Source organism: Mesobaculum littorinae, assembly GCF_004011175.1.
Lineage (GTDB): Bacteria > Pseudomonadota > Alphaproteobacteria > Rhodobacterales > Rhodobacteraceae > Tranquillimonas > Tranquillimonas littorinae.
Genome location: NZ_RQXX01000001.1, coordinates 456,461 through 475,154, shown reverse-complemented (window position 1 = coordinate 475,154; position 18,694 = coordinate 456,461). Strand labels below are relative to the sequence as shown.

Genomic DNA, 18,694 nt, shown 5'->3' with positions numbered 1-18,694 from the left:
TCCCCATCCCGGCAACGAGGGCCCTTCTACGGCCCGCCTTCGCCGGGGAGGTCCGGCGCCGTCGCGCGGCTGGCGGGGTCTGGAAACCGCGTCACCCAATCAGGCGAAAACCGCCGTCATTTCACCCCGCCGCGGTCCAATCCAGCAAGGGAGGCGCCTTCGTTTGACCCAGCCCCGCCCCGGCCCGAACCGCGAGCGGGCCCAGACACGGCGCAGCAGTCTGAGCTTGCCGAACCGGCGAAACGCCCGCCCCGGGATAGCAGCCGATCGCCCGGGGGCCGCGGGCCTAAAACGCTTCTGGCCGAGCCTCGCGCGCCATGTGGTCGAGCACGGCATTGACGAAACTGGGCTCGCGTCCTTCGGGAAAAAACGCCCGGGCGACGTCGACGAATTCGGTGATCACCACCCGTGGCGGTGTGTCCTGCCCCGTCATCTCGGCCCCCGCCGCCCGGAAGAGCGCCCGCAGCGTGGGGTCGATCCGGGCGATGGGCCATTTCGCCACCAGGGCGCGGTCGGTCATCTGGTCGATGCGGGCCTGATGCGACACGGCGGTTTCGCAGAGCGCGCGGAACAGGTCGACGTCGCCCTCGATCATCTCGTCGCCCTCGTAGGTGGCGCCGAAGCGGTGATCCTCGAACTCCTTGCGGACGCGGTCGACCGTCTGGTTCGAATGCTCCATCTGGAACAGCGCCTGCACGGCATAAAGCCGGGCCGCGGATCTCATCTGTCTCTTGCTGGGCGCCTTCATGCCTTGGCCGGTCCTTCTTCGTTTTCGCCGCCCGCCACGCGGTACGCGCCGGGGCGGAATCCCACGCCGGTGTCGGGCCGCCGCCAGCGTCGCGCCAGCGCGATCAGATGCAAGGCCGCCGCCGCCGCGCCACCCGCTGTGTCCAGACGGTCGGCATCGGCGCGTTCCTCGGCCTGGTCCATGTTCTCGACGGTGATGATGCCGTTGCCGATGGCCAGCCCCTGCAGGCCCAGCATCATGATGCCGCGCGCGCTTTCGTTCACCACGACGTCGTAGTGGCTGGTCCGGCCCCGGATCACACAACCCAGTGCCACGTAGCCGTCGAAGCTGGACAGGCGGTTGGCCATGCCGATGGCTGTGGGGATCTCAAGCGATCCCGGCACCTCGACCGTGTCATGCGCGACGCCCGCACGGTCCAGCACGCCGCGGGCCGAGTCCAGCTGCGCCTGCGATATCTTGCTGTAGTAGGGCGCGATCACGATCAGAACCTTAGCCGGTTCGGTGAAATCGGGCAGTCCCATGTCGTTGTCGGAATGGCCGGCCATGTCAGCTCTCCAGCGGAATGCGCCGGGTGCCCGAGATCGAAAGCCCGTAGCCTTCGAGCCCGACCACGCGCGGCTTCGGCGAATTGGTCAGAAGGATCAGCTCGGACACCCCGAGCGAAGACAGGATCTGCGCGCCAAGACCGTATTGCCGCAGCGTCTGCGGCGAGGCGACGTCGCCCTCCTCGGGCAGCTTCATCTGCAGGTCGCGCAGCAGCACCAGCGCGCCGCGTCCCTCCTCGGCGATGACGCGCATCGCGGCACCGAACTCGCCCGTGCGGCCCATCGCACCCAGCCCCACGATGTCGAGCAGCGGATCCAGCGTGTGCATCCGCACCAGAACCGGGTCGGGTCCCGAGATGTCGCCCTTGATCAGCACGATGTGCTCGGCGCCCTGGGTTTCGTCGGCATAGACCCGCATCGTCCAGTCGCCGCCGAAGGCACTGGTGACCTGCCGTTCGGAGCGGACCGCGACCAGATTGTCGTACCGCCGCCGGTAGGCGATCAGGTCGCTGATCGTACCGATCTTGATGCCATGGTGCTGGCCGAAGGCGATCAGGTCGGGCAGGCGCGCCATGGTACCGTCGTCGTTCATCACCTCGCAGATCACGCCGGAGGGGTTGAGCCCCGCAAGGCGCGAGATGTCGACCGCGGCCTCTGTATGGCCCGCGCGCACCAGAACGCCGCCCTCGCGGGCGCGCAGCGGGAAGACGTGGCCCGGCGTGGCGATGTCGGCGCCGGTCTTGGCAGGATCGATCGCCACGTTCACCGTATGCGCCCGATCCTGCGCCGAGATGCCCGTCGTCACGCCTTCGCGCGCCTCGATCGACACGGTAAAGGCCGTTTCATGGCGCGAGGAGTTGTACGACGCCATCAGCGGCAGCCCCAGCGCATCGATCCGCTCGCCCGGCAGGGCAAGGCAGATCAGCCCCCGCCCATGCGTGGCCATGAAGTTGATGGCAGCGGGGGTGGTCATCTGCGCGGGGATGATCAGGTCGCCCTCGTTCTCGCGATCCTCGTGATCGACAAGGATGAACATCCGCCCGTTGCGCGCGTCTTCGATGATCTCCTCGATCGGCGAGATCGCGTCGGAATAGGGCTCTGCGGCGGTGTCTGGCATGGGCGGTCGGGCCTCTCTCGCTGTCGCCCGGCGGTTTAGCCCAGCCCGCGGGGGATGGAAAGCGCAGCCGTCGCAGCGTTGCCCGGCCGTCGCGTCGGCGCGCCGTCGATGCGCCCCAGCAGCCGCCCGTCGGGTCGGGCAAGGGCCGGACGACGCCGCATTGTCGCCACAAAGTCACGAAAACACCGCTGCCCGTCCCCTTTCCTGCCCAGAACCGACCTTAGAACGTGACGTTGGGGAAGAAATCGACGGCAAACAGTGCCGCAACTGCACGGCGTCCACGCGGCGCCCCATGCTGGGGAGGGGTCAGGTGGAGTGTTTCGAGATTGGCAGGCTGGACAGCGCGGTCATCGTGTCCGCGTCTCTGCTGGTCGTGCTTGCCGGTGTCTCGGCCTGGACCTGGAAGCACAGGATCGTCCGGGGCGGCGCACTTTACCGCATCACGCATGTCGGCCTCGTCCTGTGGCTGGCCGCTGCGGTCATGCAGATCGCCGTCACCCCGCTCGACTGCAAGATGTTCTGGATGTCGATGACGGCGCCCAGCGTCACGGTCACCACGGTAGCCTGGACGCTGTTCCTGATGGAATTCGGGCCGATCCGCGGCTTGGATTCGGATCGCTGGCGCAACCCGCTGCTGATTTGCCTCGGGGCGATCATGACGATCGTCGCGGTCACGAATTCCCAGCATCACGCCCTTCTGGGTGACGGGACCAAGCTGGCAATGATCGATGGCCGGCCTTCACTGATCATCGAAGGCGGCCCGTGGTACTGGGCGCTTCTGTCACATAACTACGCCTGGGTGACGGTCGCGGCGCTGATCTGCGTGATCGGATTCCTGCGCACGAAGGCGACGTTCCGTCCGCTTTTCGGTGCACTGATCCTGATGACCATGGGGCCGGTGATCGGCAACATCGCCTACAACACTATCGGATTCACGACCTTCGGGGTGGATTCCACGCCCTTCTTCTTCGTCTTCACCCTGGCCGCGAACGGGTGGCTGATCCTGAACAGCCACGCGATGAGCGTGGACATGGTCGGCGAGCGCTACATCTTCAAGGAATCCCCCGCTCCGATCCTGATCGCCGATCCCGGCGGGCACCTCGTCTCGTCGAACCCCGAGGCGCAGGCGGCGCTCACCGGGCCGCATGGCGCGCAGGCGCAGCGCGCCTTTGCCGACCTGCTGGCCGCGATCGCCCGCGACGGCGGGATCGACGCGCCTGCCAAGGTCGTGATCGGCGACCGCGTGTTCCGCCCCCAGGTGCTGATGATCGAAGATCCGGTGCACCATGACCGCCCCTCGATGGGCTGGACCGTGACTCTGTTCGACGTCAGCCGCGAAGAGACGATCACCCAGTCGCTGCGCGAGGCCAAGGAACGCGCCGAAGAGGCATCGCGGCTGCAAAGCGAATTCCTCGCCCTCGTCAGCCACGAATTGCGCACCCCGCTGACCTCGATCCGCGGCATGCTGGACATGGTCCACGCCGGGCAGTTCGGCGACCTGCCCCCGGCCAGCGCCCGCCCCATCGCAGTGGCGCGCCGCAACACCCACCGGCTGGCGGCGCTGATCGACGATCTTCTCGACCTGCAAAAGCTGGAATCCTGCAAGCTGGAGATCTCGCAGGAAGAGGTCGACCTGCGCGAGGTGGTGCGCACCTGTGTCGAGGATCTGGAAGGGTTCGGCGTGCGCAACGGCGTGGCGCTGCGGCTCGACTGTGGTTCCGCACCTTGCATCCTGCGCACCGATGTCGAAAGGCTTGGCCAGGTGATCACCAATGTCTGCTCGAACGCGATCAAGTTCTCGCCCGATGACGGCGAGGTCGAGGTCGCGGTCGCCTGCCTGGACGACTTTGTGCAGATCTGCGTCAGCGACAGCGGCGAAGGGATCCCCGCCGGATCGGAATCGAAGGTCTTCGGCCGGTTCTCGCAGATCGACGGCACCACCACGCGCAAACACCAGGGCTCGGGCCTGGGCATGAACATCGCGCGGCTGATCATGGAGCAGCTGGGCGGGCGCATCTATTACGAAAGCGAACCGAACGTCGGCACCACCTTCTTCATCGAGCTTCCGCAGTCAGCGACCCACGAGACCGACGTGCCGATGCAGACCGCCCGCACCCGCGCCGCCTGACCGGCGCAAACTCGCCCCGCACATCCTCTGCCGGGTTGCGCTGTCGCCCCCGGCGCGCCCAAGGGCAATAGCGGGTCTGCAGGCTCTCGCCCGGGCCCTAGCCCTGCAGCGCCTCCTGCAGGCGGGCGACGTAGCGGGCCAACGTATCGATCTCGAGGTTGACGGCATCGCCCACCGCCGCCTGCCCCCATGTCGTCGCCGTCTTCGTGTGGGGAATGAAGTTGATGCCAAAGCGCCGGCCCGCGACCTCGTTCACCGTCAGGGACGTGCCGTTCAGCGCGACCGAGCCCTTGGGCGCGATGAAGCGCGCCAGATCCTCGGGCGCTTCCAGCGTCACGCGGGTGCTGTCGCCCTCGTCGCGCATCTCGACGATCGTGGCGACGCCGTCGACATGGCCCGACACGATGTGCCCGCCCAGTTCGTCGCCGACCTTGAGCGCACGTTCGAGGTTCAGCCGCCGGCCCGTCGCCCAGCCATTATGCCCCACGTTGGTGGCCGACACGGTTTCGGCCGAGATATCGACGTCGAACCACGGCCGCGGCTGGCTGCCGGTGGCGATCACGGTCAGGCAGACGCCGTCGCAGGCGATCGAGGCGCCGATCTCGATATCCTGCACGTCGTAGTCGGTGGCGATGCGCGCGCGCAGATCGCCGCGACGCTCGACCTGCAGAACCTCGCCGATATCGGTGATGATGCCGGTAAACATGCCCGCGCCCCTGTCTGTGACCCTTGTCCGGGGCCCCGCCCACGCCGGCCTTTTCAGGCGGCGGAGCCCGTCAGTCTACCTAGTCGCGGCGTCCGCGGCACGCAAGCCGCAGGAGCGACCCGAACTGACCCGGACCGCGCCATCCTCTTGCCGGAATCGCGCATATGCTCAAGGACTTGAAAACGGACCGCCGTAACGCAACGCTTTGATGGTGATGATGCCCCCGCCCGACCCCACATCCAAGGATCCCGCTTCGACCGCCGGCAACCGGTCCGCCGGGGCGCCTGGCGATCCGGCCGTCGGGACGACGGAGGCGGCTGGGAAAACCGTCCCGGGCCGCGCGTCGGGCCCCGCGTCGGGCACAGCCACGGCGCCAAGGACATCGCCCCAACCTCCCGACACCACGCCCCCGCAGCGGACGTTCGGCCAAGGGCGCGATGCCAAAGCCGGAGCCGAGCCGGGCACGCGGTTCCTGTTTCTGCAGGGCCCCCACGGGCCGTTCTTCGATCGGCTGGCGCGGATGCTGCGCGCCGCCGGCGCCGAATGCTGGCGCGTCGGTTTCAACCGCGGAGACGCGGCGTTCTGGTCCGACCGCAGCCACTACATCGCCTTTCGCGGCGGCGCAGAGCACTGGCGCGAGAGCTTTGCCGGGATCGTCGCGCAGTTCGGCATCACCGACCTCGTGCTTTACGGCGACACCCGCCCCATCCACGCCGAAGCCGTGGCCGAGGCACGCGCCCGCGGACTGCGCATCCATGTCTTCGAAGAGGGGTACCTGCGGCCCTTCTGGGTCACCTACGAACGGGACGGGACCAACGGCAATTCGCGCCTGATGGGCCAAAGCGTCGATACGATGCAGGAGACGCTGGCCAAGGGGCAGCTGGATCTTCCCGAAGCCCCCGCGCACTGGGGCGACATGCGTCACCACATCTTCTACGGCGCGCTCTACCACGCCTATGTCCTGCTCGGGAACCGCAGCTACGCCAACTTCCGCCCGCATCGCGACCTGAACGTGCGCCAGGAATTCCGGCTGTACCTGCGGCGGCTGATGATGATGCCGCTGCACCGCCTCGACCGACTGCGCGCGACATGGCGGATCAAGTACGGCGGCTTTCCCTACCACCTCGTCCTTCTGCAGCTCGAACATGATTCCAGTTTTCGCGTGCATTCCCACTTCGACACGATGCCCGAGTTCCTGAAGGTCGTGATCGAGGGGTTCGCCCGCGGCGCGCCGGGGCATCATCACCTCGTCTTCAAGGCGCACCCGCTGGAAGACGACCGCGTCAACCTGCAGCGTGAACTGCGCCATCTGGCGCAGGAGCATGGCGTCGCCGACCGCGTCCACTTCGTCCGGGGCGGCAAGCTCGCGGCGCTTCTGGACCATGCGCGCAGCGCGGTCACGGTGAACTCGACCGCCGGTCAGCAGGTGCTCTGGCGCGGCCTGCCGCTCAAGGTCTTCGGCGCGGCGGTCTATTCCAAGCCCGAGTTCGTCTCGACCCTGCCGGTGGCCGAGTTCTTTGCCCGCCCCGAACGCCCCGACAGCCGCGCCTATCGCGATTATCGCCACTACCTGCTTGAAACCAGCCAGGTCGCGGGGGGCTTCTATTCCGCCGCCGGGCGGCGCCAGCTGCTGCGGCAGGTGGTCGACATGATGCTCGCCGACGATGATCCCTATGACGCGCTTTCGCGCGGGACCGCGGCGCCGCGGCAACAGTTGCGGGCTGTCCGCTAGACTGTCCCCCCTCATCGGCCTAGCCAGAACGCCCCGCTTTGCGTAGCGTTTCCGGAAAAAGTCGAGCGAATAACAAGGTCGAGGAGACCGGGCAGTGAAAATCAACACCTCGCGCTGGGCCAGATCCGTGGCCCTGATCGCGCTCGCGGCCAGCGTGGCGGCCTGTGGCCTGCCGCGCTCGGGCCCGACGAAACGGGAAATCTTCGCCGGATCGGTGCAGCGGCAGGGCGACGCCTTCATCGTGTCGGTCAACGAACGCGTCACCCGCGCCACCGCCTTCACGCCCGCGCTGGGCTTCGGGCCCGGGTTCGTGAATGCCGGCGTCGTGGGATCCGACACGATCCGCCCCGGCGACACGCTGGGCCTGACGATCTATGAAAACGTCGACGACGGGCTTCTGGCCAACGAAGGCCTTAACTCGACCCTCCTCGAAGAGGTGCAGGTCGATGGCGACGGCTTCATCTTCGTGCCCTACGCGGGCCGCATCCGCGCCGCGGGCAACAGCCCCGAGGCCATCCGCCGCATCATCACCGACAAGCTGGACGCCCAGACCCCCGATCCGCAGGTGCAGGTGCGCCGGCTGGCGGGCGACGGCGCGACCGTGTCGGTCGCGGGGGGCGTCGGCGCCCAGGGCGTCTTTCCGATCGAACGCCCCACCCGCACGCTGTCGTCGATGCTGGCACGCGCCGGCGGCATCGCCATCCCGACCGAGGTTGCGCAGATCACGGTGATCCGCGGCGGGCAGCGCGGCAAGGTCTGGTTCGAGGATCTCTACGAGAACCCCTCCTACGACATCGCGCTGCGCGGCGGCGACCGGATCCTGGTCGAACAGGACAACCGGTCCTTTACCGCGCTGGGCGCCACCGGCACCCAGAACCGCGTCGATTTCGAGGATCGCACCATCTCGGCGATCGAGGGCATCGCCCGCGTCGGCGGCCTGAACCCGAACCTTGCCGATCCCACCGGGGTCTTCGTCTTCCGCAACGAACCGGCCGAGATCGCCAACCAGGTGCTTGCCCGCTCGGACCTGATCGGGCCGCAGCGGATGGTCTACGTGCTCGACCTGACCGAACCCACCGGCATGTTCGAGGCCCGCGATTTCCTGATCCGCGACGGCGACACGGTCTTCGTGACCGAAGCGCCCTACGCACAGTGGTCGAAGACACTTTCGGCACTGACCGGCACCGTCGGCACCGCATCGTCGATCAGCAACATCGCGTCGAACTGATCTTGCGCGATCCCGAGGACATCGCCGCCGGGGAGGAAACTTCCCGGCGGCTTTTCGTATATAACGGCGGCTTCCTGACCAGTGGGCGACTGCGGCGGATCCTGAACCTTGCCGGCTGGCGGCTGCGCGTCGGACGTCCGGGGCCCGACGACTGGGTCGGCGTCTGGGGCCGGTCGCCCACGGCCCACCGGGGCGAGGGCGTCGCCGCGCGCACCCGCGCCCAGATCCTGCGGGTCGAGGATGCGTTCCTGCGGTCGGTCCATCCCGGCCGGGCGGGCGACCCGCCGCTGGGGTTGCTGCTGGATCCCGCGGGCGTGCATTTCGACGCGGGCACCCCGTCAACGCTGGAAACTTTGCTTGCGACCCACCCGCTTGACGACACGGCGCTGCTAGACCGCGCGCGCGACGGGATCGACCGGATGCGGCACGCGCAGCTGTCGAAGTACAACGCCTTCGATCCCGCCCTGCCCGCGCCTGATCCCGGCTACGTTCTGGTCATCGATCAGACCCGCGGGGATGCCTCGATCCGCCATGGCGGCGCGTCCGAGCCCACGTTCGACGAGATGCTGGCCTTCGCGCAGATCGAGAACCCCGGCGCCCGCATCCTGCTCAAGACCCACCCCGAGACGGTGCAGGGCCATCGTGCGGGCCATTTCGGGCCGCGCCACGAAGATGACCGCACCCGCCTGTTCGACGATCCGGTGAGCCCCTGGGCGCTGATGGAGGGGGCGGTGGCGGTCTATGCCGTCACCTCGCAACTGGGGTTCGAGGCGATCCTCGCCGGCCATCGCCCGCGTATCTTCGGCCAGCCCTTCTACGGCGGCTGGGGCCTGACGCAGGACGAAACCCCCGTACCCCGCCGCCGGCGCCGCCTGACGCGCGCGCAACTTTTCGCGGCCGCCATGATCCTTGCACCGACGTGGTACGACCCGTTCCGCGACCGGCTCTGCCGGTTCGAGGACGCGCTGAGCCTGCTCGAGGCGCAGGCCCGGGCGTGGCGGTCCGATCGGCGCGGCTACGTCGCCAGCGGGATGCGGCTGTGGAAACGACGCCCTTTGCAACGCGCCTTCGGCCGCCACGCGCCGGTGGTCTTCCGCGACGACCCTGCCCGCGCCCGGGCCGAGGCCGCCCGCCGCGACCGTCCGCTGATGGTCTGGGCAGGCAAGGAGACAGCAGCGCACGGCGGCGAAGACTCTGCGGCGGCTGGCGGCGCGCCGTTGATCCGGATCGAGGACGGGTTCCTGCGATCCCGCGGACTGGGAGCCGAGCTGATCCCGCCGCTGTCGCTGGTGACCGATACCCGGGGCATCTACTACGATCCCACCCGCCCCAGCGACCTGGAGACGCTGATCGCCGCCTCGCCGGCCCTGCCGCGGGGCGAAATCGCGCGGGCCGAGGCGCTGCTTGCCGCGATCAGGGTCGCACGGCTGTCGAAATACAACCTCGCCGCGCCGCCGCTGCCGCCGCTTCCCGACCGGCGGCGCATCCTCGTCCCCGGGCAGGTCGAAGACGACGCCTCGATCCTCAAGGGTGGCGGGACGATCCGTACCAATCGCGCGCTACTTGAAGAGGTTCGCGCCCAGAACCCCAAGGCCGCGATCCTCTACAAGCCGCATCCGGACGTGGTCGCGGGATTGCGCCCTGGCGCTGTCCCCGAGGCCGGGCGGCTTGCCGACCTCGTGATCGACCGCGCCGATCCGATCGCCTTGATCGAGAGCGTCGATGCGGTCTGGACCATGACCTCGGCCACCGGGTTCGAGGCGCTGTTGCGCGGCACCGCCGTCACCTGCCTCGGGGCGCCCTTCTACGCGGGCTGGGGGCTGACGCGCGACCTGGGCGCGATCCCGCAGCGCCGGCGCCAGCTTTGCCCGCCGCAGGGGATCACGCTGGCCGGGCTCGTCCATGCCGCGCTGATCGGCTATCCGCGCTATTTCCACCCCGCGAGCGGCGCGCCCTGCCCGCCCGAGACCGCAGTTCACCTGCTGGCCCACGGCCCCCTGCCGCAACCCGGGGTCGGCAATCGCGCGCTGGCCAAGGCGCAGGGCGCGCTGGCCGGGACATCCTACCTCTGGCGGTAAAAAGGGCACGCAGGGTCCGGCGCGATCCGCGCCCGGGACACAAGGGACGGCACCGCGACGCGATGGCTCAGTCGGCCGGCCGCTCCCACACGTGCATCGCGTCGCCGCCAACCTCGCGCAGGTCGACCAGGCGAAAGCGCGTCGCCTCGGACAGGGCATCGAGCCCCAGCGCCCCGACCGAGGGGCGCCCTTCGGCCCCCAGCGACAATCCGGCGGTGAAGCCCAACAGCCGGTCGACCAGCCCCGCCTGCAGAAGCGATGCGGCCAGCGTGCCGCCCCCCTCGCAAAAGACCCGGGTCAGCCCTGCCTCGCCCAGGGCCTGCAGCATCGCGGCCACGTCGATCTGCCGTCCGCTGCCCGCGGCCGGGATCAGCCGCGCGCCCTGCGCCTGCCAGGCCAGCGCGGTTTCGCCCGGCGCGTCCTTAGCCCCGTGAACCAGCCACAAGGGCAGCTCGGCCGCGCTGTCCCAAAGCCGCCCCGCGCAGGGCAGGCAGACGTGGCGCGACGCCACGATGCGCACCGGCTGCTGAACGGCGCCGAAATCGCGCACTGTCAAAAGCGGATCATCCGTCCGGGCCGTGCCCGCCCCCACCAGCACCGCGTCATGGCCCAGCCGTTCGGCATGCACCAGCCGCCGCGCTGCTGGGCCCGTGATCCACCGGCTTTCCCCCGTCGCGGTGGCGATGCGCCCATCGAAGGAGGCGGCAAGCTTCAGCGTCACCACCGGGCGCCCACGCGACAGACGCGACAGGAACCCGGCGTGATCGCGCGCGGCCTCCCGGGCCAGCACCCCGGTATCGACCGCGATGCCGGCGGCACGCAGGATCGCGTGACCGCGCCCGGCCACGCGGGGGTCGGGATCCTCCAGCGCCGAGACGACGCGGGCAACACCCGCGGCGACCAGCGCTTCGGCGCAGGGCGGGGTCTTGCCATGGTGGGCGCAGGGTTCGAGCGTGACATAGGCCGTGGCGCCGCGCGCCGCGTCCCCGGCCTGCGCCAGGGCCATGACTTCACCATGCGGCCGCCCCCCGGGCTGGGTCCAGCCGCGCCCGACAACCCGGCCCCCACGCACCAGGACGCAGCCCACCGCGGGGTTGGGCCAGACGCGGCCCATGCCGCGCCGGCCCAGCGAAAGGGCCAGCGCCATGAAGCGGCGGTCGGCCTCGGGGTCATGTCGGCTGGTGTCGGTCACTCGTCGACTTTGAGGGGCGGGCGCAGCTCGGCCACGAAGCGGTCGAAGTCGTCCGCCTCCTGGAAATTCTTGTAGACGCTGGCAAAGCGCACGTAGGCCACGGTGTCGATCCGGGCGAGGCTTTCCATCACGATCTCGCCGATCACCTTGGACGCGACATCCGTGTCGCCCAGGCTTTCCAGCCGTCGCACGATGCCCGAGATCATCTGGTCGATGCGCTCGGGCTCGACAGGCCGTTTCTGCAACGCGATGCGGATCGACCGCTCAAGCTTGGTGCGGTCGAAATCCTCGCGCCGGCCATTGGTCTTGATCACCACCAGATCGCGCAGCTGCACGCGTTCGTAGGTGGTGAAGCGGCCGCCGCAGGCCGGGCAAAGCCGTCGCCGCCGGATCGAGACATGATCCTCGGCCGGGCGCGAGTCCTTTACCTGCGTGTCGATATTTCCGCAAAACGGACAGCGCATATCCGGCCCCCTTGATCGTGCCGCCCAAGTTTCCACGACGACTATAGGCATGCGCCAAAGGCTTGGGTAGGGCCGAATCTGCGCCCCAAGATACAGAGCCACAACCGTGTCCTTACGGCACCCTGCCCCCTCTGCAGGCCCATCAACTCGATACGCTGCCGCCGCTCCCTTGTGCGGCAGGGGGGGCGGCGCACGGGGGGCGGCGCACGGGGGGCGCACGCCGCCCGCGACGCCTGCTGTCGCAGCGACGCGGGGAACCGCCCCGCGCCCCGTCGACGTTTCCCGGTCGACCAGACCAACGAAAGGATCGACGACATGGCAGCCAAGACGCTCTTCATCACCGGCGCCTCGACCGGGATCGGCGCCGCCACGGCAAGGGCCGCCGCCGCAGCAGGCTGGAACGTGGCGCTTTTCGCCCGCTCGGAGGACAAGCTGACCGCGCTTGCCGACGACATCGGCGATGCCGCGCTGGCCCTTCCCGGCGACGTGACCGACCTTGCCTCTCTGACCGACGCCGTGTCCCGCACGACCGAGCGTTTCGGCGGGATCGACGCGGTCTATGCCAATGCAGGCCGCGGCCTGACCGACCGCAGCCCCGAGGATATAAAGGGCATGGTGGACCTCAACGTGATGGGTGTTCTCTATACCACCCACGCCACCCTGCCGGAACTGAAGAAGACCAAGGGCACGCTGGTGCTGACCGGGTCAGCCGCGGGGCGCAAGCACCTGTCGGGGTCGATCTACGGCGCAACGAAATGGTTCGTGCACGGCTACGCGGGCAACATGGCCGAGGACATGCGCGAATGGGGCGGCCGCTGCACCGTGATCGCGCCGGGCATGGTCGACACGCCGTTCTTCGACGAAGGCAAGCCCGACAAGCTGAAGCCCGAAGACGTGGCCGAGGCCGTCGTCTACGCCATCACCGCCCCGGCCCACGCCGCCGTGCGCGAAGTCTACCTGATGCCGCAAAGCTGAACGCTGTGCGCGGCGCGGGGCCCCATGGGGCCTCGCGCAATCGGGGCCGGGGGTCAGCCCAAATGGGCCGAGACGAGCCGATCATGCGGTCGGCTGCGATGTTCGAACAGATAGATGCCCTGCCATGTTCCCAGCATCGGGACGCCATCGCGCACAGGGATCGACAGGCTGACCGGCATCATCGCCGCCTTGATATGTGCGGGCATGTCGTCGGGCCCTTCCAGCGTATGGACGAGGTAGGACATATCGGGATCATCCGCCGGCGGCACCAACCGGGCAAAGAACGCCTGCAGGTCGCGCTGCACATCGGGATCCGCGTTCTCCTGTATCAGCAGGGAACAGGAGGTGTGGCGCACGAACAGCGTCAAAACGCCCGAGACTCCGCGCGGAATCCAGCCCCGTACATCCCGGGTGAATTCGTAAAGGCCCTTGCCGCGGGTCGAAATCTGTAGATCCGTCTGCATGGGCACAATGCTGCCCGTCCCGGCCCTCGATCGCAAGCCATTCCGGCGCCCGCAGCGCCCTGAGCGACCGGTCTGGCCCCGGGATCCCGCCCGCGACGGAACCGAAGCTTCGGGCCCCGGTTGAGGCAGGACGCGCCGGCAGAGCGCGACTTTGACACGAGATGCGGGGACAGCGCAGATGCCGGGGGTCAGCTTCGACCAATTCTTCAACCGCGTTCTCTTGGTCGCGGGGATCGTCATCCTAGTCGTAGCCAGTTGGTGGGTGCGGCAGACGCTGCTACTGACCTTCGGCGCGGTGATCGTTGCCAACATCCTTCTGGTCGGCGCACGCCCCCTGTCGCGGATCACGAACCTGCCGCACGGGGTGTCGGTCGTCGCCAGCGGGCTCGGCCTGACACTGATGGTCGCGCTGGCGCTTTGGTTCGCGGCACCGTCGCTACTGGCGCAGGTGACGCAGCTGGCCACCGACCTTCCCGCCGCCGCGCGGACCCTCGACAGCAGCATCGGCAGTGCCTTCGACCTTCAGTCGGTGATGAGCCCGGACATGATGAAGGAAATGGCCGGCCGCATGACCAAGTGGTCGGCCGCGCTGGCCGAGGGTGTTACGGGCCTTGTCCTGATCCTGTGCGTAGGCCTCTTCTTCGCCCTGACGCCTGATGTCTACCTCAAGGGTCTCATCCGGTTCTTTCCGCAGAAGAGGCAGGATGCGGCCGCCGATGCGCTGACCTGCGCGGGCACCGGTCTTCGCGCTTGGCTGTTGGGACAGGTCGTGGCGATGGTGGCGGTCGGCACCGGAGTGACGCTGGGGACCTGGGCGATCGGCCTGCCCTCGCCGCTGGCGCTGGGCCTCTTCGCCGGGCTGCTGGAATTCGTGCCGGTCGTCGGGCCGATCCTCGGGGCCATTCCGGCGGTGCTGCTGGCGATGACGATGAGCCCCGGCATGGTCGCGTGGACGCTGGGCCTGTTCCTCGCCATCGAGCAGATAGAGTCGAATTTCCTGTTGCCGATGGTGGAAAAGAGCGTGGCGCAGGTTCCGCCGGCCGTCTTCCTGCTGTCGCTCGTCGCCGTCGGGACGGTCTTCGGGATCATCGGCGTGATCCTGAGCGCGCCCTTGACCGTGGTGGCCTGCGTCCTGATCGACGAGGTCTACGTGCGCCCCAACAACGGCGAACCGCACCGCTGCTAGGTCGGGCGCCCAAGGGTGCCCGCATTGCAGCCTTCATGCCGCGTTCGCCGCGCCGCTCAGCGGTCGCGCGACGCCTCGCAGAGCGCGCGGGCATGCGCGGCCGACAGGCTGGCATCGCCCTGTCCGAACAGCGTCAGCAGACCGCTGCGCGACGCGGCGCCGTCGGGCGACAGCGAAAAACGAATCCCCTGCCCCGACCGCCGCGGCGGCTCCGAAACCCGCCATATACGGGTGCCGGGGGCCGCGTTCAGGCCGCGGATCACGTAGTCCCCGGCGGCGCACCAGAAATCCGACGCCCCGGCGCGGCCACCGCGATAAGGCACGTCGAAGGACGTGTTTCCCGCCGGTTCGACATAAAGCGCATTCTCGGCCTGGAACCCGGCCAGCGCCGGCGTCGCGGCTAGCACGGTCGCGCAGGTGATGGCGGCAGCCGCCCGTGCCATTTTGGATCGCATCATTGCACCATTCCTGTTTCGCCCTCTTGGGCATGCCTGTTGGGCTGAACAGCCCAGAAATTCGGACGCGGAACCTCGGACGCAAACCAGCCTTCTTCGCCGTTCATCAGATGCAGGAAAGAGATGTCGCGGTCCTCGACCACGACGGCGTAGTAGCCCTGCGCCTCGTGCCGACAGAAGGCCACGGCCCCCGGTAGGGCAAGGCCCGTCTGTTGCAGGATCATTTCCAGCAGGCGGATGTCGTCCTCCCGCTCGACCTCGTCGTCGACCTGGATCTCGCGGACCTCGTCCATATGGCGGAAGGCAACCAGGGGATGGTCGTAGCCCGCCGTTTCGATCCGGCCGCAGACGGCGCCCAGCACGTCGGCCAGATCGATGTCGAGCTCGGCCAGATCGGTGTCGAAATCCGAAAGGTTTTCGTCTTCGAACATGAAAGCTCCCTTACGCGCGACCGGCGTCGGGCCGATCCGCAACCTCTTCGATATATCCACCCGGGGGCGGTCTTCAATTGCACGGCGCGATTTTCCGCGTTAGCGACGCCTGACGTCTTCCCTGCTCCGAGGTTCCAGATGACCGCCGCCCCCATGTCGCAGCGCCCGGCCACAGTCCAGGATGCAGACCTTCTGGTCGAGCTTGTCGACATCTCGGGCGCGGGTCTTCCCGGCCACATCTGGGCCCGCAGCGTGACGCCGGACCAGTCCGCCTACGACGTCGGGCGCCTGCGCGCCCAGGGCGACAGCGGCCCGATCTCGTGGCGCCATGCCACGATCGCCGAGATCGGCGGCGACGCGGCGGGTTGCCTGATCGCCTACCCGCTGGCGGCCCACCCCGCACCCGCAGACCCTGCCGACCCGCCTGAATACGGCCCCATGACAGAACTTGAAGCGATGGTTCCGGGCAGCTTCTTCGTCAACATCGTGGCGACCTATCCCGGGTATCGCCGGATGGGACTGGGAAGCGCGCTTCTGGCCACGGCCGTCGATCGGGCCCGGACGGCGGGGTGCCCGCGCCTCAGCCTGATCGTCTCCGACGTCAACGATAATGCGCGGCGGCTTTACAGGGCCGCGGGCTATGGCGAAATCGCGCGCCGTCCGGTGGCCAAGTCTGACTGGGACAGCCCCAACAGCGCCTGGGTGCTGATGACCAAAGACATCTGAGGCGCCCCGGCATCGGTACCCGATCAGGCGCCTCCGGTGACGACCGGCGGCGGGCAGACCCTGCCCCCGCCTGACCGATGAAATCGACATATCTGCGACGGGCCCACCACCGGAAAGCCCACGCGCCGCAGATTGGGCGTCTAGCCGAAAAGCCGGTCGCCCTGTTCGTCGATCACCTGCTTCGCCTTTGAAACCGAAGCATCAATGGCGGCATCGCGGTCCGACAGGGTATCGGCGCGGATCAGGGAATGCGTCCGCGCCGTACCGTCGACGGTCTTTTCGATGCGGGCGGCGACCCGGTAGTGGTTGCCTTCCTTGATCGGCTCGGGACGGATCGCGAAGCCCTTGTAATCCTGGGGCTCATGCTCGGATTCCGGAGCCTGGGACGCGGCATCGCCGCGCCCGAAGAGACGGGACAGAAGGCTCATTGGTCCAGGAAACTCCGCAGTTTGCGGCTGCGGCTCGGATGCTTGAGCTTGCGCAGGGCCTTCGCCTCGATCTGCCGGATCCGTTCCCGGGTGACCGAGAACTGCTGGCCGACTTCCTCAAGCGTGTGGTCTGTGTTCATCCCGATGCCGAAGCGCATCCGCAGAACCCGCTCTTCCCGCGGGGTCAGGCTGGCCAGGACCCGCGTCGTCGTTTCCTTGAGGTTTTCCTGGATCGCCGAATCCAGCGGCAGGACGGCGTTCTTGTCCTCGATGAAATCGCCCAGCTGGCTGTCTTCCTCGTCGCCGATCGGCGTCTCGAGGCTGATCGGTTCCTTGGCGATCTTCATCACCTTGCGAACCTTCTCGAGCGGCATCTGCAGCTTCTCGGCCAGCTCCTCGGGCGTGGGCTCGCGGCCGATCTCGTGCAGCATCTGGCGACCGGTACGCACCAGCTTGTTGATCGTCTCGATCATGTGCACGGGGATGCGGATCGTGCGCGCCTGGTCCGCGATGGACCGGGTGATCGCCTGCCGGATCCACCACGTCGCATAGGTCGAGAACTTGTAGCCGCGGCGATACTCGAACTTGTCCACGGCCTTCATCAGGCCGATGTTGCCTTCCTGGATCAGGTCGAGGAACTGCAACCCGCGGTTCGTGTATTTCTTGGCGATCGAGATGACGAGGCGGAGGTTCGCTTCGACCATCTCCTTCTTGGCGGCACGGGCCTCTTTCTCGCCCTTCTGCACCTGCTGCACGATGCGGCGGAATTCGGTGATGTCGACGCCGACATACTGGCCGACCTGCGCCATCTCGGCGCGGTGTTCCTCGATCTTGCCCTGGCTGCGTTCGATCAGCGCCTGCCAACCGCGCCCGGGCTTCTGGGCCACACGGTCCAGCCACGCCGGATCAAGTTCGTAGCCACGGTAGGCCTCGACGAACTCGCGGCGGTTGATGCGGGCCTGGTCGGCCAGCTTCACCATGGCGCTGTCGATCGACATGATCCGGCGGTTGATGCCGTAAAGCTGGTCGATCAGCGCCTCGATACGGTTGTTGTGCAGGTGCAGTTCGTTGACCAGCAGAACGATTTCCGACCGCAGCTTCTGGTACTCGGCCTCGTTCGCCTCGCTGAACGATCCATCCTCGTTCAGGGTGGCCGACATCCGCAGGTCCTGCATCTCGGCCAGCAGCGAATAATCGTGGGCGATGACCTCGAGCGTTTCCAGCACGCGCGGCTTCAGCGCGGCCTCCATCGCGGCCAGCGACATGTTGGCCTGCTCTTCGTCCTCGTCGTCGTCCTCGGCCTTCTGGATCGGGTTGCCGTCGGCATCGAGCTCGGGCTCGTTGCCCGCGGGCTTCTGCGCCTGCGGCTTGACGTTCTCCATCTTCAGGTCGGCCACGACGGGGGCGACGTCCTCGTCGCCCTCTTCGCCCATGTGCCGGCCGAAGGTGGTTTCAAGATCGATCACGTCCCGCAAGAGGATGTCTTCGGACAGAAGCTCGTCGCGCCAGATGGTGATCGCCTGGAAGGTCAGAGGGCTTTCGCACAGCCCCGCGATCATCGTGTTGCGCCCGGCCTCGATCCGCTTGGCGATCGCGATCTCGCCCTCGCGGCTGAGCAGTTCGACGCTCCCCATCTCGCGCAGGTACATCCGCACGGGGTCGTCGGTCCTGTCGAGCTTTTCCTGCTCGGAGCTGGAGACGGCAACTTCGCGGCTATTCGAAGTCTCGACCACCTCGGTCGACTTCTGATCGTCGTCCTCGGCCTCTTCGTCGTCGATGACGTTGATGCCCATCTCGGACAACATCGACATCACGTCCTCGATCTGCTCCGAGCTCACCTGTTCGGGCGGGAGCACCTGGTTCAGCTGGCCGTAAGTGATGTACCCCTTCTCGCGGGCCTCGGCGATCATCTTCTTCACCGCGGCCTGGCTCATGTCGAGCATGACCTCGCCGTCCTGATCCTCGGGCTTGCGATCGTCGGTGTCCTTAGCGGCCATGGTGTCTCCTTCCATGAGGGCGAATCGCGGGCGATTTCCGAATCATACTTTGCGAATCGACGATTCGCACTCCGTTTACCCTGTTATTCTTTAC

18 protein-coding genes are annotated in these 18,694 nt (G+C 67.9%); 7 read left to right on the top strand and 11 right to left on the bottom strand.

Translation table 11 applies throughout. The features are described from left to right. Window positions 1-286: 286 nt before the first annotated feature. Genes nusB through ribB form a run of 3 tightly spaced genes read right to left on the bottom strand, consistent with a single transcriptional unit; the run spans window position 287 to window position 2,410 of the window. Entirely contained in the window at window positions 287-724 is a 438-nt protein-coding gene (gene nusB, locus EKE94_RS02195; protein ID WP_235855864.1) for a transcription antitermination factor NusB, read from the bottom strand. A 20-nt stretch (window positions 725-744) separates the two neighbouring features. Beyond that, window positions 745-1,293: a 6,7-dimethyl-8-ribityllumazine synthase gene (locus EKE94_RS02190; protein ID WP_127904955.1), complete on the bottom strand. Its 549-nt coding sequence runs from the start codon at window positions 1,291-1,293 to the stop codon at window positions 745-747. Window position 1,294: 1 nt separating this feature from the next. Further along, window positions 1,295-2,410, bottom strand: a complete 1,116-nt coding sequence (gene ribB / locus EKE94_RS02185; protein ID WP_127904954.1) for a 3,4-dihydroxy-2-butanone-4-phosphate synthase — start codon at window positions 2,408-2,410, stop codon at window positions 1,295-1,297. 310 nt (window positions 2,411-2,720) lie between these two features. On the opposite strand from ribB, the gene EKE94_RS02180 reads away from it, so the two are divergent. Continuing rightward, on the top strand, window positions 2,721-4,538 hold the full coding sequence (locus EKE94_RS02180; protein WP_164870796.1) for a sensor histidine kinase: 1,818 nt from the start codon (window positions 2,721-2,723) through the stop codon (window positions 4,536-4,538). Window positions 4,539-4,635: 97 nt separating this feature from the next. On the opposite strand, the gene EKE94_RS02175 is transcribed toward EKE94_RS02180, so the two are convergent. After that, on the bottom strand, window positions 4,636-5,244 hold the full coding sequence (locus EKE94_RS02175) for a riboflavin synthase (RefSeq protein WP_127904952.1): 609 nt from the start codon (window positions 5,242-5,244) through the stop codon (window positions 4,636-4,638). Window positions 5,245-5,764: 520 nt separating this feature from the next. On the opposite strand from EKE94_RS02175, the gene EKE94_RS02170 reads away from it, so the two are divergent. From EKE94_RS02170 to EKE94_RS02160, 3 genes are all read left to right on the top strand, one after another. Beyond that, window positions 5,765-6,976, top strand: a complete 1,212-nt coding sequence (locus EKE94_RS02170; protein WP_127904951.1) for a capsule biosynthesis protein — start codon at window positions 5,765-5,767, stop codon at window positions 6,974-6,976. Between the two features lie 94 nt (window positions 6,977-7,070). After that, window positions 7,071-8,204 carry a polysaccharide biosynthesis/export family protein gene (locus EKE94_RS02165; RefSeq protein ID WP_127904950.1) on the top strand — a complete coding sequence of 378 codons (1,134 nt, stop codon included), beginning with the start codon at window positions 7,071-7,073 and terminating at the stop codon, window positions 8,202-8,204. Between the two features lie 2 nt (window positions 8,205-8,206). Beyond that, a complete protein-coding gene (locus tag EKE94_RS02160; protein ID WP_235855900.1) occupies window positions 8,207-10,282 on the top strand; it encodes a capsular polysaccharide biosynthesis protein in 2,076 nt (691 codons plus the stop codon). 67 nt (window positions 10,283-10,349) lie between these two features. On the opposite strand, the gene ribD is transcribed toward EKE94_RS02160, so the two are convergent. Both ribD and nrdR read right to left on the bottom strand, forming a co-directional pair. Beyond that, the gene (gene ribD / locus EKE94_RS02155) at window positions 10,350-11,474 is read right to left on the bottom strand and encodes a bifunctional diaminohydroxyphosphoribosylaminopyrimidine deaminase/5-amino-6-(5-phosphoribosylamino)uracil reductase RibD (RefSeq protein ID WP_268878265.1); all 1,125 of its coding nucleotides are present in this window, start codon (window positions 11,472-11,474) and stop codon (window positions 10,350-10,352) included. Next, window positions 11,471-11,938 (bottom strand): transcriptional regulator NrdR, encoded by a 468-nt coding sequence (gene nrdR / locus EKE94_RS02150; RefSeq protein WP_127904949.1) that lies wholly within the window; start codon window positions 11,936-11,938, stop codon window positions 11,471-11,473. The genes ribD and nrdR overlap by 4 nt, the downstream gene beginning before the upstream one ends. Before the next feature lie 315 nt (window positions 11,939-12,253). Here nrdR and EKE94_RS02145 point away from each other — a divergent pair, with 315 nt between their 5' ends. Beyond that, window positions 12,254-12,913, top strand: a complete 660-nt coding sequence (locus EKE94_RS02145) for an SDR family oxidoreductase (protein ID WP_127904948.1) — start codon at window positions 12,254-12,256, stop codon at window positions 12,911-12,913. 53 nt (window positions 12,914-12,966) lie between these two features. Here EKE94_RS02145 and EKE94_RS02140 read toward each other — a convergent pair whose 3' ends face one another. Next, window positions 12,967-13,377 carry a secondary thiamine-phosphate synthase enzyme YjbQ gene (locus EKE94_RS02140; RefSeq protein ID WP_127904947.1) on the bottom strand — a complete coding sequence of 137 codons (411 nt, stop codon included), beginning with the start codon at window positions 13,375-13,377 and terminating at the stop codon, window positions 12,967-12,969. A 178-nt stretch (window positions 13,378-13,555) separates the two neighbouring features. Here EKE94_RS02140 and EKE94_RS02135 point away from each other — a divergent pair, with 178 nt between their 5' ends. Next, the gene (locus EKE94_RS02135; RefSeq protein WP_127904946.1) at window positions 13,556-14,563 is read left to right on the top strand and encodes an AI-2E family transporter; all 1,008 of its coding nucleotides are present in this window, start codon (window positions 13,556-13,558) and stop codon (window positions 14,561-14,563) included. A gap of 56 nt (window positions 14,564-14,619) precedes the next feature. Here EKE94_RS02135 and EKE94_RS02130 read toward each other — a convergent pair whose 3' ends face one another. Both EKE94_RS02130 and EKE94_RS02125 read right to left on the bottom strand, forming a co-directional pair. Further along, window positions 14,620-15,021 (bottom strand): hypothetical protein, encoded by a 402-nt coding sequence (locus EKE94_RS02130; protein WP_235855863.1) that lies wholly within the window; start codon window positions 15,019-15,021, stop codon window positions 14,620-14,622. Then, a complete protein-coding gene (locus EKE94_RS02125) occupies window positions 15,018-15,449 on the bottom strand; it encodes a hypothetical protein (RefSeq protein ID WP_164870795.1) in 432 nt (143 codons plus the stop codon). Before EKE94_RS02125 ends, EKE94_RS02130 begins: the two co-directional genes overlap by 4 nt. Window positions 15,450-15,587: 138 nt before the next feature. Between EKE94_RS02125 and EKE94_RS02120 the strand changes: the two genes are divergently transcribed. Further along, window positions 15,588-16,175: a GNAT family N-acetyltransferase gene (locus tag EKE94_RS02120; protein WP_164870794.1), complete on the top strand. Its 588-nt coding sequence runs from the start codon at window positions 15,588-15,590 to the stop codon at window positions 16,173-16,175. 140 nt (window positions 16,176-16,315) lie between these two features. Here EKE94_RS02120 and EKE94_RS02115 read toward each other — a convergent pair whose 3' ends face one another. Further along, on the bottom strand, window positions 16,316-16,603 hold the full coding sequence (locus EKE94_RS02115) for an HlyU family transcriptional regulator (protein ID WP_127904943.1): 288 nt from the start codon (window positions 16,601-16,603) through the stop codon (window positions 16,316-16,318). Continuing rightward, window positions 16,600-18,600: an RNA polymerase sigma factor RpoD gene (gene rpoD, locus EKE94_RS02110; RefSeq protein WP_127904942.1), complete on the bottom strand. Its 2,001-nt coding sequence runs from the start codon at window positions 18,598-18,600 to the stop codon at window positions 16,600-16,602. Before rpoD ends, EKE94_RS02115 begins: the two co-directional genes overlap by 4 nt. Window positions 18,601-18,694 lie beyond the last annotated feature (94 nt).